Below are 13,213 nucleotides of genomic sequence, written 5' to 3'. Positions count from 1 at the left end.
GCTCAGTCATAGCTGGCCTCGGTGAACCACTGGTCGCCGACGCAGGCCATCAGCCAGGCGCGGCCGTCCATGCCGACCACCTGGAACCGGCTGAGCCGGGTGCGGCCGGCCTCCCACCAGGTCTCCTCGACCGGCCAGGGGCCGGCCCAGGCGGCGACCTCGGCCAGATGCGGGGTGTGGTTGACCTCGACCCGGGGGTGGAAGAGCGCGGGCTCGCTGGTGACCACGCCACGCTCGGTGACCTGGGTGGGGTGGCCGTCGGCGCCGAGCACCACGGCCGGCCAGGGCTCGGCGAAGACCCGGGCCGGGGCCGGCGGCGGGATGCTGCCCGGCCAGGGCAGGTCGCGGGGACGGAGGTGGTCGGCGCGCTCGCCCCAGGGCACGCCGGCCTGGCGGGCCGCGGGGGAGCGGCCGCCCTGGAGGACCGGGGTGAGCACGGCCTCGTAGCCGAGCAGCGCCTGCACCTTGGCCACGCCGCGCTCGACCTGGGAGGTGTCGGCGTTGCCCCACAGTCCGTCGGCGTGGATGACGTCGGGCTCCAGCGCCTCGGGGATCAGGCGCACCGCGGAGACCGGGCCGGGCAGGCTGGACTCGCCGGCGCGGGCACCGAGCTGCCAGTGCACGCGGTCGACGAGGTCGTCGGCTCGGAACCAGCGGGCATGCGCCCAGAGGCGTGAGGAGACCACCTCGCCGTTGCTCTCGGCCTCGATCACGACGCGGGTGCAGACCAGGTTGCGGGACCCGACCTGATCGACGAACCGCTCGGTGAGCCGGCGCACCGAGAAGGCGACCGCCTCGGTGGACTCCAACGGCGGCTCGAAGTCGGCCTGGCAGATCAGGTCGGGCGGTGGCTGGCGGACGGCGAGCCGGGCGTCGTCACGACCAGCGGCGAGCCGGTGCAGCCGGGCGCCGTCGGCCCCGAAGCGGGCGAGCACGTCGCCGGCCGGGAGCGCGGCGAGGCCGCCGAGGGTGCGCACGCCCATCCGCCAGAGCAGGTCGGTGAGCTCGGGGTTGTCGAGGGTGCGGATGTCGAAGTCGTGCAGGAAGGCGGGAGCGCCGCCCTCGGGCACGATCAGGCAGTCCTGTTGGGGTGCGCGCCGGGCAGCCTGCTCGGCGGTGAAGAGGTTGTCGGCGACGCCGAAGCGACAGTCCCAGATGCCGCTGCCGACGAGCTTCTCGGCGATCACCGCCGCGGCCTCGGCCTCGCCGCCGTAGAAGCGGGCGGGGGAATGCAGGGCGATCAGGCCCGGGCGCAGCGGGGCGACGCCGGGGCTCAGCTCCTCGACGCAGGCCAGGACGGGCTCGAAGTCGCGGGCCTCGCGCTCGGTGTTGCCGCTCAGCAGGTGCAGGGCGGGGCAACGGGCCTGGGCGTCGCGACGCCGCATGCCGCGGCGGACCCCGTCGGCACGGGCCGCCTCGTTGCAGGCGATGACCTTGTTGGCGCTGATCACCGCGGCCGGCTCGTGCGGGGGAAGCTGGGCCTCGGCGATGCCGGAGATCACCGGCCAGTCCGGCACCCAGGCGACCAGCATGCGGCGCGCCATCAGCCGACCTCGCGCAGGATCGGCCGGGCCACGGCGGTGAGCGGGGCTGCCTCGAGCGGGGTGCCGGGCAGGCTCAGGGTGGTGGTGCGCCCGGGACCGGAGCCGCGCCGGACGTCGAGCATGAGGCGGCGGGAGCGCAGGTGCCCCTCGCCGTGACCGACGCCCTGCCACTGCTGGCGCTCGACGGACAGGTACGCCTCGCACTGCGGCCAGGGGCCCTGCACGACGAGGGCGGCGGAGCGCTTGCGGAGCCGGGCGCTGATCCGGCTGGCGGTGTGCGCGTCGACCTGGGCGGGCGGGCGCAGCAGCAGCACCGAGGTGACGTCGAGCAGGGCGGCGGTGACCTCGGGCCAGTGGCCGCCCGGGTCGGGGACCAGCAGGGTGCGGCTGAGGTCGATGCCGAGCTCGGCGGCCGCCTCGGCGCCGAAGTCGTCGACGCCGATCGCGGCCACCCACTGGCCTTCGCGCGAGGGACCGGCCAGCAGCGCCAGGCCGAGGGTGGCGGAGTCGGTGCGGTAGCTCGCGCCGGGGTAGAGCTGGACCAGGCCCGCAAGGGTGGGGTGGATCGGCATCGGGTCGCGCAGCGTCGTGCCACGCGGGCTGTTCTGCATCTGGGCAACCCGCGTGCGAAGCTGCTGGACCAGCTCGGGATCTGGATTCTTGGAAGGTCGCCGCACCCCTCCATGATCGAACATTTGTTCGAACTAGGCAACTGCGGCCCCGCTCCGCCGAGGGCGCGGAAATATCCCCCGAGGTTGCAGAAGTGGTGGCCCGGGTGGGCGCCGTGGGCGGCCTCGCTAGGCGGCGGCGATCAGGCCGACCCCGGCACTGATCACGCCGGTGACGAGGCAGGCCGCGCCGACCCAGATCAGCGCGACGAGCGGGTTGGGGCGCTGGGGGTCGCGGCCGATGACGGAGAGGAAGAAGCCGGCGGGCATCGCGATCGCGGCGACGAGGATCAACAGGGAGAGTCCGCGTGCTGCGTCGCCGACGTCGGCGAGGTCGACGAAGAGCTGGACGAGCAGGCCGAGGATCACCAGGACGCCGGCGTGTGCATGGCCGGCGCGGAAGAAGGAGGTCTGCAGGGCGTTCGCCGGCTGCTTGCCGGTGACGACGCGGAGCAGGAAGGTGCCGCCGAAGGCGATCGTCGCCACGGTGAGCAGCACGATGCCTGCGGTCAAGGAGGTGGCGGAGTCGATCTGCATGGCGTTGCCTCTCTCGGAAGTGTGAAGAACTTTCCAATGGAAAGATAGATCCGGCATCCGGGATCTGTCCACTGGTAAGATCGCGCCGTGAGCTACCACCACGGAGACCTGCGCCAGGCGGTCCTGCAGGCCGCTGCCGAGCGGATCGCGGCCGACGGCGTCGCGGCGCTCAACCTGCGCTCGCTGGCGCGCGACCTGGGGGTCGCGCATACCGCCCCGCGGCACCACTTCGGCGACAAGCGCGGGGTGCTCACCGCGCTGGCTGCGCAGGGGTACCGGCAGATGGCGGAGCGGATCGCCGTCCAGCGTGGCGGGGATCTGCTGGATGCCGGCGTCGCCTACGTGCAGTTCGCCGTGGAGCATCCCGGGCACTTCGCGGTGATGTTCAGGCCGGACCTGGTCGACGAGAGCGAGCCCGAGCTGCAGGAGGCCGTCGGCGCACTGGGGAGATCGTTGATCGCCGCCGTCGCGGCGTTCCGTGGCGAACCGGTGGCCGAGGCCTCGTCGGGGGATCCGCGCGAGCAGAGCGGCACCCTCGCCGCCTGGAGCATCGCCCACGGGCTCGCCCACCTGATGCTGGCCGGCGTCGCAGCGCCGGCCGAGGGGGAGTCGCGGGCCGAGTTCATCCGCCGGACCCTGGCGCACATCGCCGTGTGAGGCGGTCCGGAGTCCTCCGCTACCGGCGGGGGGAGTTTTCGTGACCGGGGCTCGCCTGACAAGATGACGCCCGAAGCCCCAGTAGCTCAGTGGATAGAGCAGCCGCCTCCTAAGCGAAAGGTCGCAAGTTCGACTCTTGCCTGGGGCACCAGCAACGGCCGCCGGATTTTGGCGAAATCACGCGTCGGACCGCACAATTCGAACACGTCCCGCAGTTTGGTCCGGTGCCGTAGCCTGCGAGCGCTTGAGTCCCCCGATCGACTGTGAGTTCCCGTGAGTGATGTTGAGTCCGGCCGGCACCGCGCTGCGCCCCGGTCGCGCCACCGCATCGCCAAGGCCTTCGGGTACGGAATCCTCGCGCTCACGCTCGCCATCGGGCTGTTCGGCGTCTACACGTACCGGATGCTCAACGACAACATCCACACGATCAACGTGGACAAGCAGCTCGGTGCGGACCGGCCCGAAGAGGTCGACGTCGAGGGCCCCAAGGAGCCGATGAACGTCCTGGTCATGGGCTCCGACACCCGTGACGGCGAGGGCAACGCCATCGACCAGCACACCGGCGGCGGCTACGGGCTCTCCGACACCACGATCCTGATGCACCTCTCCGCGGACCGCGAGTTCGCCTACGGCGTCAGCCTGCCGCGTGATGCGATGGTCCAGCGGCCCACCTGCTTCAAGGAGGACGGCACCGAGATCCCCGGCGGCTTCGCGATGTGGAACGCCGCCTTCTCGCTCGGTGGCCCGGCCTGCACGATCCGCCAGTTCGAGCAGCTCAGCGGGATCCGCGTGGACCACTTCGTCGTCGTCGACTTCAACGGCTTCCGGGACATGGTCAACGCCATCGACGGCGTCGAGATCTGCCTGCCCGAGGACGTCAACGACCCGGTCGGCAACATCTACCTCAAGGCCGGCACCCGCAAGGTGAAGGGCCAGGAGGCGCTCGACTACGTGCGGGTGCGCCACAACATCTCCAGCAATGGCGACATCGGCCGGATGAAGCGCCAGCAGGAGTTCATCGCCGCGATGGCGAACAAGGTGATGTCGATGGGCGTCCTCGGCCGCCCGGACCGCCTGCTGAAGTTCCTCACCGCCGCGACCAAGTCGCTGACCCTCGACCACAAGCTCAACTCGCCGCTGAAGATCGCCGACATCGGCTCGCAGTTCTCCGGCATCGGCCTGGACAACATCAAGTTCATCACCGTGCCGTGGGACTTCTACGAGCCGGACCCGAACCGCCTGGTCTGGGCCGAGGACGCCAACGCGCTGTGGAAGAAGGTCAAGTTCGACAAGCCGCTGAGCAAGCGGCTCAGCTCCGAGGTGGTCAGCGCCGCCCGTCGTCCCGGATCGACCGCCTCGGCCGACCCGGACGCCGGCTCCAGCGAGTCGCCCTCGGCGGAGGAGACCGAGAGCTCCGAGTCGCCGTCGCTCAGCCCGGACGACGCCGACCGCGAGGCCACTGCGGCCGCCAACGGCCTCTGCGCCTGATCGCCCGCCCCGGCGTAGGCTCGGAAGCGATGAACGACCGCACCGCTGACTCCTCCCCGAACGCCGAGACCGCGTGGCAGCGCCGCAAGCGGCTCGCCGAGATCTTCGGCGACTCCGCGCCGTCCTCGACCAAGGACGACCGCGACCCCGAGGAGTCGCGCCGCAGCGACGCCCGGGCGAGCGAGGAGTGGCTCAAGCGCCAGGTCCCGCCACACCACGGCTCGATGTGACCTCTCGGCACCTCTGACGGCGAGAATTGCGCGCTGAGGTCGCATTGAATGCGACGACGCCCGCCCCGCCGAAGCGGAACGGGCGTCGATGCGGTGCGAGGTGGCGGGTCAGAGTTGACCGCCCGGACGCTGCGAGAGCAGGTCGCGGATCTCCTCCAGCAGGATGATGTCGTCCGGCTTCGCGGCCGGACCGTCCTGGAAGAAGCGCTCCTTGGCCATGTTGTAGGGCGTCACCACGAAGTAGAAGACGACCGCAGCCAGGATCAGGAACGAGACCAGCGCGGTGAGGAACAGACCGACGTTGACGTCGGCGATCTCGACGCTGTCGAAGTTCGGCTCGCCGCCGATCTTGCCGATGAAGCCGAGCAGCACACCGGTGAAGGTCTCGACGACCTTGGCGAACGCCGTGGCCATGATGAAGGCAACGGCGAGCTCCACCAGATTGCCCTTGAGTACGAACTCCTTGAAGCCCTTCAGGTTCATTGAGCACTCCTTAATGGGTCGGAGCACCCCGAGGACCCCCGACCACGCAGTTTTTGACAGCGCCACACGTTAACGCGAAATCGATGCCGTCAGGAACATCGACGCCGCGGCGCCCGCGATCTCCCGTGCCTGCGCGTCGCCGACCGCGAGCACCACCAGAGCGCCCGTCTCGGTGCCGCCGGCTCCCGACCGCGGGGCCGGCACGGTGATCACGCTGACGGCGTCCGCGACCTGATGCACGCTGCCGTCGGTGGGCCGGGTGGCGATCAGGTCGATCCGGTCGCCCGGGCGCAACAGCGCCGCGACCCCGGCATCGGTGAGTCGCACCGGCAGCGCCACCTTGCCCGGATGCCCGCTCAGCAGCGGGGCTGCGACCAGGTCGGCGTCGGTCAGCGGGGTGCCGCGGCGCAGCGGCCCGGCCAGTGTCCGCCCCGCCCCCGCGGACGGCGACAGCGCGCCGTACGGGGCCAGCTCCGGCGGTGCCTGGAGGCGGGTCAGATCGCTGCGGGAGAGCGTGTGCCCGGCCGGCAGGTCGCGAGCCGCGACGGTGACCGCCACGGTGGCCGGAGCGGGCGGGGTGAGCGCCCGCAGCCCGCTGACCACGGCACCGGCCAGGCAGAGCGCGACGAGCAGCCGGCGGTGGCGCAGCAGTGCCCGGCGCGTCCGCAGGCCCGCGGCGCGCAGGTGCTGGAGCAGCGGAGGGGGAGCAGTGGCCGAGTCCATGGATCGAGGCTAGGGAGAACGTTCCGCATTGTGAGCGCTATCCACAGGTGCCGTACGATTGGCAGTCGGCGGTGGCGAGTGCCAGCGCCGGAACGGACCGAGAACACAGGAGGGGTGCGGCGGTGCCGACCTACCAGTACGCGTGCACCGAGTGCGGTCACGCCTTCGAGATCGTGCAGAGCTTCAGCGACGACTCGCTCACCGTCTGCCCCGAGTGCGAGGGCCGGCTGCGCAAGGTCTTCAACGCCGTGGGCGTCGTCTTCAAGGGCTCGGGCTTCTACCGCACCGACTCCCGTTCGGGCTCCTCGTCGTCGGTGCCGGCGGCCAGCGACTCCTCGTCGAGCAGCAGCACCTCGACCTCGACCTCGACCTCGAGCACCAGCACCAGCACCTCAAGCACCAGCAGCTCGAGCACCGCGGCCAGCACCTCCGCGTGAGGTGACGCGCCGGGCCCGCACGCTCGGGTCCCGGCGCCGCACAGCCCGCCACCTACGCTGATCGGGTGTCGAAGCTCTCCGAAGCCTGGCAGGCGTTCCGGCAGTGGCCCTGGGCCGCGCGCTGGGCGGTGCACGTCTGCGCCCTGCTGGTCCTGGTGCTCGTCAGCACGCTGTTGACCGGCGTCGCGCTCGTCCGCCGGCCCTTCCCCCAGACCGAGGGCACCATCGACGTGCCCGGCCTGAGCGCCGCCGTCGACGTGGTCCGTGACGAGCACGGCATCCCGCAGATCTACGCCGACACCCTGGACGATCTGATGCGCGCGCAGGGCTTCGTGCATGCCCAGGACCGGTTCTACGAGATGGACGTGCGCCGGCACGCCACCGCCGGCCGTCTCTCCGAGCTCTTCGGCGCGACCACGCTGGAGACCGACAAGGCCGTGCGCACCATGGGTTGGCGTCGCGTCGCCGAGCGCGAGCTCACTCTGCTCAAGCCCGAGACCCGGGCCGCGCTGGAGGCGTACGCGGCCGGCGTCAACGCCTGGATGGCGGACCGGTCGCCGTCGCAGATGTCCGTGGAGTACAGCCTGCTGCGCCTGGACGGGCTGGACTACGAGCCGGAGCCGTGGACGCCGGTGGACTCGCTGGCCTGGCTGAAGGCGATGGCCTGGGACCTGCGCGGCAACATGCAGGAGGAGGTGAACCGGGCGCTGGCGCTGGTCGAGGTCGGCAAGGAGCAGGTCGCCGACCTCTATCCCGACTACCCGTATGCGACGCACCGCCCGATCGTCGGTCAGGGCGCCCTGGTCGACGGGCGCTACGAGCCCGAGGCCAGCAAGGCCGGCACCCGCGACCCGGCGCGTCCGCCGTTCACCGCCGACCAGGCCGACGCGCTGCGCGGGGTGCAGCGGGCCCTGGACGCGGTGCCGGCGCTGATCGGTCAGGGCGACGGCATCGGCAGCAACTCCTGGGTGGTCTCCGGCGAGCACACCACCACCGGCAAGCCCCTGCTGGCCAACGACCCGCACCTCGGCACCAGTCTTCCGGGCGTGTGGACCCAGGTCGGCCTGCACTGCCGCTCGTTGAGCAGTGCCTGCCCGATCGACGTCTCCGGGTTCAGCTTCTCCGGCGTGCCCGGGGTGGTGATCGGGCACAACCAGAGCATCGCCTGGGGCTTCACCAACCTCGGCCCGGACGTCTCCGACCTCTACCTGGAGCGGATCTCCGGTGACGACTGGCTCTACGACGGCACCTATCGCCCGATGATCACCCGTCAGGAGGCGATCGAGGTGCGCGGCGAGGACGACTTCGAGCTGACGGTGCGCGAGACCGCGCATGGGCCGCTGCTCTCCGATGTCTCCGACGAGCTCAGCACGGTCGCCGCCAACGCCGCGGCGGCCGACGGCGCCGACAGCTACGCCGTCGCCCTGCAGTGGACGGCGCTCCAGCCGAACACCACCGCGGATGCGATCCTCGCCCTCAACCGGGCCACCGACTGGACCCAGTTCCGCGAGGCGGCCTCCGCGTTCGCGGTGCCGGCCCAGAACCTGGTCTACGCCGACACCGCGGGGAACATCGGCTACCAGGCGCCCGGCCGGATCCCGATCCGGGCGTCGGGCAACGACGGATCCCTGCCCAGCAAGGGCTGGCTGCCCGAGAACGACTGGACCGGCAGCTACCTCGACTTCGATGCGCTGCCCCAGGTGCTGAATCCGGCCGACGGGTTCGTGGTGACCGCCAACCAGGCCGTGGTCGGGCCGGAGTACCCCGCCTACCTCACCGACGACTTCGACCCCGGCTACCGCTCGCAGCGGATCCGGGACCTGATCGAGATCGCCATCGCGGACGGCGGCACGGTGGACGTCGGCGCGATGACGAGGATGCAGCTCGACGAGCACGTCGAGCTGGCCGACGCGCTGGTGCCGCGGCTGCTGGCGATCCCGCTGCCCGGGGGCTATCGCAGCCAGGGTCGTGAGGTGCTGCGCAGCTGGGACCGGGTCGCCGACGTGGACTCCGCCGGTGCCGCCTACTTCCAGGTGGTCTGGCGCAATCTGCTGGAGCTCACCTTCCACGACGAGCTGCGCGAGAGCCTGTGGCCGGACGGCGGCGCCCGCTGGTGGCAGGTGGTCGCGAACCTGCTCGAGGATCCGGAGAACCCCTGGTGGGACGACCGCGACACCGAGGACGTCCGCGAGACCCGCGACGACATCCTGCGTGCCGCCCTGCTCGCCGCCAGCGACGAGATCGTGGTCAAGATGGCGCGCGACCCGCAGAAGTGGACCTGGGGGCACCTGCACCGCCTGGAGCTGAAGAACCAGAGCCTCGGCTCCTCGGGCAACCCGATGCTGGAGCGGCTGTTCAACCGCTCCTGGAAGATCGGCGGCGGCTCCTCGGTGGTCAATGCCACCGGGTGGGACGCCGCCGACGGGTACCAGGTCACTGCGGCGCCGTCGATGCGGATGGTGGTCTCGCTGGCCGATTTCGACGACTCGCGCTGGATCAACCTGACCGGCGTCTCCGGCCACGTCTTCCACGACAACTACACCGACCAGACCGACCTCTACGTCGCGGGCCGCACGCTGCCGTGGCGCTACAGCCAGGGTGCGGTGCGTCGCGCCGGGGAGCACACGCTCACCCTGGTGCCGGAGGACTGACCGGACCGCGGCTCAGGAGAAGCGCAGCACACCGCCCGACGGCGTCAACGCCGCGCTGACCCGGCGGTCGTGCGGCTCGGCGGGGACCTGCTCGCGAACCTCGCCGTCATGCAGCAGCACACAGGTGAAGGTGCCCACCGGGACCCGCGCGAGCGCCCGGTCGTAGGAGCCGCCGCCGCGCCCCAGCCGCAGGCCGGTGCGGTCCACTGCCAGCCCGGGCACCAGGACGACGTCCGCGGTGGCCACCGCCGCCGGCCCGAGCGGCTCGCCGGTCGGCTCCAACAGGCCGAACCGGGCCCGGCGCAGGTCGCCGGTGTAGGGCGCCCAGTCGAGGTCGTTGTCCGGCAGCAGGCAGGGGAGCAGCACCCGCTTGCCGGCGTCGGCCAGGGCGTCCAGCAGCAGCCCCGTGCCGGGCTCGCTGCCGATCGAGACGTAGGCGGCGAGGGTGGCTGCCCGGCGGACCTCGGGCAGCTGCAAGGCCTGTTCGGCGATCCGCTCCGCGGCGGCCACCAGCGCGGCCGGAGACAGCCGGTTGCGATGGGTGAGCAGCTGGTCGCGGACGCTGAGCTTGGCCTCGGACATGGGCCCAGTCTGGCCCACCCGCGGCCGTGCGCCGCACGGCGGCGCCGCGTGGGGCGTCCCACCGGGGGAGGGCAGCATTGGCCGCAGGGCGACACGGCGGCCTACGATCCCCCTCATGGGCAGTGAAGCGCTGAACAGGGCACTGGAGAAGATGGCCGACGCCGAGGTCGGCCCGGTCGCCAGGGAGGTGTTCGCGCACTACTTCCGTCTGCTCGAGGCGGGCGAGACCGGGATGATCCCTGAGTCGACGATCGACCCCCTCGACATGGAGTCGCTGGCGGACGTGGAGGTCGACGACGAGGTCGCGGCCGAGGCGATCCGGCGCACCGTGGTGATCAAGCTGAACGGTGGCCTGGGCACCTCGATGGGCATGGAGCGGGCCAAGTCGTTGCTCTGCGCACGACGCGGGCTCTCCTTCCTCGACATCATCGCCCGCCAGGTGCTCGACCTGCGCGAGCGCTATGACGCCAAGCTGCCGCTGATCTTCATGAACAGCTTCCGCACCTCCGCGGACACGATGGCCGCGCTCGCGCGCTACGAGAACCTGCCGGTCGCCGGCCTGCCGCTGGAGTTCCTGCAGAACAAGGAGCCCAAGCTCCTGGCCAGCAACCTCTCGCCGGTCTCCTGGCCCGACGACCCGGACCTCGAATGGTGTCCGCCGGGCCATGGCGACATCTACACCGCGCTCCTCGACACCGGCCTGCTGGACACCCTGCTGGAGCAGGGCTACCGGCACGTCTTCGTCTCCAACTCCGACAACCTCGGCGCGATCGCCGACCCGCGGGTGGCCGGCTGGTTCGCCGCCTCCGGCGCGCCGTTCGCGATCGAGGCCGTGCGCCGCACCGCCTCCGACCGCAAGGGCGGACACTTCGCGGTGCGCAAGGCCGACGGCCGGATCGTGCTGCGCGAGACCGCGCAGACCCTGGCCGAGGACAAGGAGGCGCTGGCCGATCTCAGCCGGCACCGCTTCACCAGCACCAACAACCTGTGGTTCGACATCGCCGAGGTGCGCCGCACCCTGGCCGAGCGCCAGGGCGTGCTCGGCCTGCCGCTGATCCGCAACCGCAAGCACGTCGACCCCTCCGACGCCTCCAGCCCGGAGGTGATCCAGATCGAGACCGCGATGGGCGCCGCGATCGAGGTCTTCGAGGGGGCGCGCACGATCGAGGTCGGTCGTGACCGCTTCGTCCCGGTGAAGACCACCGACGACCTGCTGGTGCTGCGCTCCGACGTCTACCAGCTCGGCAAGGACTTCGTGCTGGAGCAGCAGTCCGACGACCTTCCCTATGTGGCGCTCGATCCCGCCATCTACCGCCTGGTCGCGGAATTCGACAAGCGCTTCCCGCAGGGCGCGCCCTCGTTGCGCGACGCCGACTCGCTGCGGGTCGAGGGCGACTGGACCTTCGAGCCCGGGGTCGCGGTCAAGGGCGAGGTCCATCTCAGCGACTCCGACATGCCGCAACGTGTCGCGGAGGGCACGGTCCTCGGTGACTGAGCCGGTCGCGGTCGCCGATCACCTCGAGCGGATCCTGGCTGCGTTGACGCCACTGTCGACGCACAAGCTGAAGCTGCTCGATGCGCTCGACCTGACCGCGGCCGAGGACGTCGTCGCACCGGTGGGCCTGCCCGGCTTCGACAACTCCGCGATGGACGGGTACGCCGTCCGCTTCCGTGACGTCGCCGACGCCCGCGCCGACCGGCCGATCCACCTGCCGGTGGTCGCCGAGTTCGGGGCCGGCCCGACGGCGGAGCACGTGCTGGAGCCGGGGACGGCGGTCAAGATCATGACCGGCGCACCGGTGCCGATCGGCTGCGACGCGGTGGTTCCCTACGAGTGGACCGACCGGGGCAGCGTCGAGGTGCTGATCGCGCAGCCGCCCACGCTGGGCCAGAACATCCGCCGGGCCGGCGAGGACGTCGAGCAGGGCGAGGTCGTGGTCTCGGCCGGCACCGTGCTCGGCCCGCGCCAGGTGGGGCTGCTCGCCGCGGTCGGCCGCAGTGAGGTGCTGACCCGGCCCCGGCCGCGGGTGGTCGTCGTCTCCACCGGCTCCGAGCTCCGCGACCCGGGTGGCCAGTTGGAGCCGGGCACGATCTTCGACGCGAACTCCTTCCTGCTCGCCGCCGCGGTGCGTGCGGCCGGCGGCATCGCCTACCGGGTGCCCGCGGTCTCCGACGACCCGCGCTCCTTCGCCGCAGCGCTGGAGGACGAGCTCACCCGGGCGGATCTGGTGATCACCAGCGGCGGGATCAGCGAGGGCGACTTCGACGTGGTCAAGGAGGCGCTCAGCGGCGACCTCTGGTTCGGCAAGCTGGCCATGCAGCCCGGCAAGCCGCAGGGCTTCGGGCTCTTCGGCGCCGCCCGCACCCCGGTGATCACGTTGCCGGGCAACCCGGTCTCGGCCTACGTCTCGTTCCGCGTCTTCGTGGTGCCGGCGATCCGCAAGCTGTTGGGCCGGAGCCCGATCGAGCAGCCGCTGCGCACCGCCGCGCTGAGCCACGGGCTCTCCTCGAGTGCCGGCCGCCAGCAGTACGTGCGGGCGTTCTGCGAGTCGTCGGTGGCCACGCCGGTCGGCGGCTCGGGCTCGCACCTGCTGGGGGACCTGGCCACTGCCAACGCACTGATCGTGGTGCCGCCCGAGACGACCTCCCTGGTGGCGGGCGATCCGGTGTCGGTCCTGATGCTCGATGAGGAGTACTGATGGCTGAGCGGCTGACCCATCTCGACAGCGCGGGCCACGCGCACATGGTCGACGTCACCGAGAAGGCGGTCACCGCACGCGAGGCGACGGCGTCGGGGCGGGTGCTGGTCTCGGCGGCGGTGATCGCCCTGCTGCGCGGCGACGGCGTCCCGAAGGGCGACGCGCTCGGGGTGGCGCGGCTGGCCGGGATCATGGGCGCCAAGCAGACGCCGCTGCTGATCCCGCTGTGTCATCCGCTGGCGATCTCCGGCGTCGAGGTGCAGCTCGAGGTGGCCGACGACGCGGTGGAGATCACCGCGACCGTGCGCACCACCGACCGCACCGGTGTCGAGATGGAGGCGCTGACGGCGGTCTCGGTGGCGGCGCTGACGGTGATCGACATGGTCAAGGCGGTGGACAAGGCCGCAGTGATCACCGACGTCCGGATCGAGGCCAAGTCCGGCGGCAAGTCGGGGGAGTGGCGGCGGTGACTCCGCTGCCCGCCCGGGTGGTGGTGGCCTCCAACCGGGCGGGC

The 13,213-nt window shown here is 71.6% G+C and carries 14 protein-coding genes and 1 tRNA gene; 9 read left to right on the top strand and 6 right to left on the bottom strand.

What is annotated here, in order from left to right:
- Nucleotides 1-2: 2 nt before the first annotated feature.
- From ABD151_RS09615 to ABD151_RS09605, 3 genes are all read right to left on the bottom strand, one after another.
- On the bottom strand, nt 3-1,544 hold the full coding sequence (locus ABD151_RS09615; RefSeq protein WP_343993696.1) for a DNA polymerase Y family protein: 1,542 nt from the start codon (nt 1,542-1,544) through the stop codon (nt 3-5).
- Entirely contained in the window at nt 1,544-2,155 is a 612-nt protein-coding gene (locus ABD151_RS09610; protein ID WP_343993694.1) for a hypothetical protein, read from the bottom strand. The genes ABD151_RS09615 and ABD151_RS09610 overlap by 1 nt, the downstream gene beginning before the upstream one ends.
- A 186-nt stretch (nt 2,156-2,341) precedes the next feature.
- Nucleotides 2,342-2,749 carry a hypothetical protein gene (locus ABD151_RS09605; RefSeq protein WP_343993692.1) on the bottom strand — a complete coding sequence of 136 codons (408 nt, stop codon included), beginning with the start codon at nt 2,747-2,749 and terminating at the stop codon, nt 2,342-2,344.
- 87 nt (nt 2,750-2,836) lie between these two features.
- Between ABD151_RS09605 and ABD151_RS09600 the strand changes: the two genes are divergently transcribed.
- The 4 genes from ABD151_RS09600 (at nt 2,837) to ABD151_RS09585 (ending at nt 5,124) form a co-directional block, all read left to right on the top strand.
- The gene (locus tag ABD151_RS09600; RefSeq protein ID WP_343993690.1) at nt 2,837-3,406 is read left to right on the top strand and encodes a TetR/AcrR family transcriptional regulator; all 570 of its coding nucleotides are present in this window, start codon (nt 2,837-2,839) and stop codon (nt 3,404-3,406) included.
- Nucleotides 3,407-3,481: 75 nt separating this feature from the next.
- Nucleotides 3,482-3,557 (top strand) — tRNA-Arg (locus ABD151_RS09595).
- A gap of 122 nt (nt 3,558-3,679) precedes the next feature.
- Nucleotides 3,680-4,894 carry an LCP family protein gene (locus tag ABD151_RS09590; protein WP_343993688.1) on the top strand — a complete coding sequence of 405 codons (1,215 nt, stop codon included), beginning with the start codon at nt 3,680-3,682 and terminating at the stop codon, nt 4,892-4,894.
- Nucleotides 4,895-4,923: 29 nt separating this feature from the next.
- Nucleotides 4,924-5,124, top strand: a complete 201-nt coding sequence (locus ABD151_RS09585; protein WP_343993686.1) for a hypothetical protein — start codon at nt 4,924-4,926, stop codon at nt 5,122-5,124.
- Between the two features lie 108 nt (nt 5,125-5,232).
- Here ABD151_RS09585 and ABD151_RS09580 read toward each other — a convergent pair whose 3' ends face one another.
- Both ABD151_RS09580 and ABD151_RS09575 read right to left on the bottom strand, forming a co-directional pair.
- Nucleotides 5,233-5,607 (bottom strand): MscL family protein, encoded by a 375-nt coding sequence (locus ABD151_RS09580; RefSeq protein ID WP_343993684.1) that lies wholly within the window; start codon nt 5,605-5,607, stop codon nt 5,233-5,235.
- Between the two features lie 69 nt (nt 5,608-5,676).
- A complete protein-coding gene (locus ABD151_RS09575) occupies nt 5,677-6,330 on the bottom strand; it encodes an SAF domain-containing protein (RefSeq protein ID WP_343993682.1) in 654 nt (217 codons plus the stop codon).
- Nucleotides 6,331-6,452: 122 nt separating this feature from the next.
- Between ABD151_RS09575 and ABD151_RS09570 the strand changes: the two genes are divergently transcribed.
- The gene (locus tag ABD151_RS09570) at nt 6,453-6,767 is read left to right on the top strand and encodes an FmdB family zinc ribbon protein (RefSeq protein ID WP_343993680.1); all 315 of its coding nucleotides are present in this window, start codon (nt 6,453-6,455) and stop codon (nt 6,765-6,767) included.
- A 65-nt stretch (nt 6,768-6,832) separates the two neighbouring features.
- Entirely contained in the window at nt 6,833-9,418 is a 2,586-nt protein-coding gene (locus ABD151_RS09565) for a penicillin acylase family protein (RefSeq protein ID WP_343993678.1), read from the top strand.
- Between the two features lie 12 nt (nt 9,419-9,430).
- Here the strand turns inward: ABD151_RS09565 and ABD151_RS09560 are convergent, their stop codons facing one another.
- Nucleotides 9,431-10,000, bottom strand: coding sequence for a 5-formyltetrahydrofolate cyclo-ligase (locus ABD151_RS09560; protein WP_343993676.1), 570 nt, complete (start codon nt 9,998-10,000; stop codon nt 9,431-9,433).
- Nucleotides 10,001-10,115: 115 nt separating this feature from the next.
- On the opposite strand from ABD151_RS09560, the gene ABD151_RS09555 reads away from it, so the two are divergent.
- Genes ABD151_RS09555 through moaC form a run of 3 tightly spaced genes read left to right on the top strand, consistent with a single transcriptional unit; the run spans nt 10,116 to nt 13,169 of the window.
- The gene (locus ABD151_RS09555) at nt 10,116-11,495 is read left to right on the top strand and encodes a UTP--glucose-1-phosphate uridylyltransferase (RefSeq protein ID WP_343993674.1); all 1,380 of its coding nucleotides are present in this window, start codon (nt 10,116-10,118) and stop codon (nt 11,493-11,495) included.
- Nucleotides 11,488-12,699: a molybdotransferase-like divisome protein Glp gene (gene glp / locus ABD151_RS09550; RefSeq protein WP_343993672.1), complete on the top strand. Its 1,212-nt coding sequence runs from the start codon at nt 11,488-11,490 to the stop codon at nt 12,697-12,699. Before ABD151_RS09555 ends, glp begins: the two co-directional genes overlap by 8 nt.
- Nucleotides 12,699-13,169, top strand: coding sequence for a cyclic pyranopterin monophosphate synthase MoaC (gene moaC, locus ABD151_RS09545; RefSeq protein ID WP_343993670.1), 471 nt, complete (start codon nt 12,699-12,701; stop codon nt 13,167-13,169). The genes glp and moaC overlap by 1 nt, the downstream gene beginning before the upstream one ends.
- Nucleotides 13,170-13,213 lie beyond the last annotated feature (44 nt).

The sequence above is a fragment of the Nocardioides dubius genome, assembly GCF_039528155.1.
In the GTDB taxonomy this organism is placed as follows: Bacteria; Actinomycetota; Actinomycetes; order Propionibacteriales; family Nocardioidaceae; genus Nocardioides; species Nocardioides dubius.
This window is presented reverse-complemented; position numbering and strand designations above follow the sequence as displayed.

Bases quoted from the DNA above. Each gene is read 5' to 3' on its own strand.
- ABD151_RS09615 (WP_343993696.1), bottom strand. From the start codon at position 1,544: ATGGCGCGCCGCATGCTGGTCGCCTGGGTGCCGGACTGGCCGGTGATC.
- ABD151_RS09610 (WP_343993694.1), bottom strand. From the start codon at position 2,155: ATGCAGAACAGCCCGCGTGGCACGACGCTGCGCGACCCGATGCCGATC.
- ABD151_RS09605 (WP_343993692.1), bottom strand. From the start codon at position 2,749: ATGCAGATCGACTCCGCCACCTCCTTGACCGCAGGCATCGTGCTGCTC.
- ABD151_RS09585 (WP_343993686.1), top strand. From the start codon at position 4,924: ATGAACGACCGCACCGCTGACTCCTCCCCGAACGCCGAGACCGCGTGG.
- ABD151_RS09580 (WP_343993684.1), bottom strand. From the start codon at position 5,607: ATGAACCTGAAGGGCTTCAAGGAGTTCGTACTCAAGGGCAATCTGGTG.
- ABD151_RS09575 (WP_343993682.1), bottom strand. From the start codon at position 6,330: ATGGACTCGGCCACTGCTCCCCCTCCGCTGCTCCAGCACCTGCGCGCC.
- ABD151_RS09560 (WP_343993676.1), bottom strand. From the start codon at position 10,000: ATGTCCGAGGCCAAGCTCAGCGTCCGCGACCAGCTGCTCACCCATCGC.
- ABD151_RS09555 (WP_343993674.1), top strand. From the start codon at position 10,116: ATGGGCAGTGAAGCGCTGAACAGGGCACTGGAGAAGATGGCCGACGCC.
- moaC (WP_343993670.1), top strand. From the start codon at position 12,699: ATGGCTGAGCGGCTGACCCATCTCGACAGCGCGGGCCACGCGCACATG.